The organism is Pseudomonas sp. PS01270, assembly GCF_029959775.1.
Lineage (GTDB): Bacteria > Pseudomonadota > Gammaproteobacteria > Pseudomonadales > Pseudomonadaceae > Aquipseudomonas > Aquipseudomonas atacamensis.
Genome location: NZ_JASCPT010000262.1, coordinates 1 through 1,567, shown reverse-complemented (window position 1 = coordinate 1,567; position 1,567 = coordinate 1). Strand labels below are relative to the sequence as shown.

At 61.6% G+C, this 1,567-nt stretch carries 1 protein-coding gene; it reads right to left on the bottom strand.

What is annotated here, in order from left to right; translation table 11 throughout:
* Positions 1-68 precede the first annotated feature (68 nt).
* Positions 69-1,442 carry a PepSY domain-containing protein gene (locus tag QMX86_RS28030; protein WP_073471753.1) on the bottom strand — a complete coding sequence of 458 codons (1,374 nt, stop codon included), beginning with the start codon at positions 1,440-1,442 and terminating at the stop codon, positions 69-71.
* Between the last annotated feature and the right edge of the window lie 125 nt (positions 1,443-1,567).

The window sequence follows — 1,567 nt, the reverse complement described above, 5'->3', positions numbered from 1 at the left end:
GCGTAACTGTTTTTTGTTTTATTCCAACTGCCGGGGGGGGGGGGGCCCAGTGCGCCCGCGCCACACTATCAGCGCGGTAGATCGACGGTGCGCCGGGCGACTCGTGGCAAGACGAACCGGTCAAGCAACCACACGAACAGCAGCGAAGCCCCCACCAGCGGAAACACCACCGCCAGCACCAGCATGATCGCCACGCCGGTTTTCCATGTCGGCAAATCATGGCGCAACGGCGGCACGCCGAACTTGCCTTCGGGGCGGCGTTTCCACCAGATCACCACGCCGCTGACGGCGCTCAGCAGAATCATCAGGCAGATCAGCAGCACGACGATCTGGTTGAAGGTGCCGAACATCTTGCCTTCGTGCAGCATCACGCCGATTTCGGTAGCGCGAGCAACGGTGCCGTAGTGCTCGAAACGCACATCGGCGAGAACCTTGCCGGTGTACTGATCGATATGCAGGGTGGCGTCGTTGCGCGGGTCATCGGCGAACACGGCGATGGTGAACACGCCGGTGGCGGTGGTCGGCAGGGTGATGCTGTAGCCGGGCTCGACCTTGCGTTCGCTGGCGATGTTCTGCACATCCTGCAGGCTGACTTCGGGTGCAGCGGGGCCGGCATGGGCGTTGCCGTGATTCATGTGTTCGGCGTGGTCGCCGGACATCGGCATCGGTGTGTTTTCCATCGCCCACGGCACGGTCTGGCGAGTCGCGCTGTTGAGGCTGCGTGCCTCGATGTCGGAGGTCGGCACGTTGTCCCACATGGCGGCTGGAAACACGTTCCACACCTGCGCGTATTGCTTGCCCCAGAAACCGGTCCAGGTCATGCCGCTGAGCAACATCACCAGCAGCAATGTTGCGCCCCAGAACCCGGTGACCGCATGCAGATCGCGCCACAACACTCGACCTCGGCTGTTCAAACGCGGCCATAGAATGCCCGCCGCCTGACCGCGCGGCCACCACAGAAACAGCCCCGAAACCACCAGCACCACGCCCCAGCCAGCGGCCATTTCGATCAGCCGATCGCCGACCGTACCAATCATCAATTCGCCGTGGATCGCACGGGCGATGGCTTGCAGATTCTGCTTGGCATCCTGCTCGCCGAGGATGTCACCGTGGTACGGATCGACGAACACGTTGAGTTCGTGACCTGCATTTTTCACCACGAATTGCGCGCTGCGCTCGGCATTCACCGGCGGCAGGTACTGAGTGACCTGGCCTTGCGGATAGGCAGCTTTCACCCGTTGCAGCAAGTCATCGGCCGGCACTGTGTGGTGCCCGGCCGGTACTTCGAGCAGGCTGCTGTACATCAGCAAATCGAGCTGCGGTTTGAACAGATAAATGATCCCGGTCAGGGCCAGCATCACCATGAACGGCGCGACGAACAGCCCGGCATAGAAATGCCAGCGCCAGGCCAGGTTGTAGAAATTGGGTTGAGGCTTTTGCATCACGTGTGCTCCGCTTGGCTTGGTTCTTTTCGTTGTCTGTTTACCTGTGGGAGCGAGCCTGCTCGCGAAGCGGTTGTTCAGTCGATATCAATGCCGACCGTGGCGCCGTCTTCGCGAGCAGGCTC

Coding starts and splice junctions, on each gene's coding strand:
- QMX86_RS28030 (WP_073471753.1), bottom strand. CDS start 1,442: ATGCAAAAGCCTCAACCCAATTTCTACAACCTGGCCTGGCGCTGGCAT.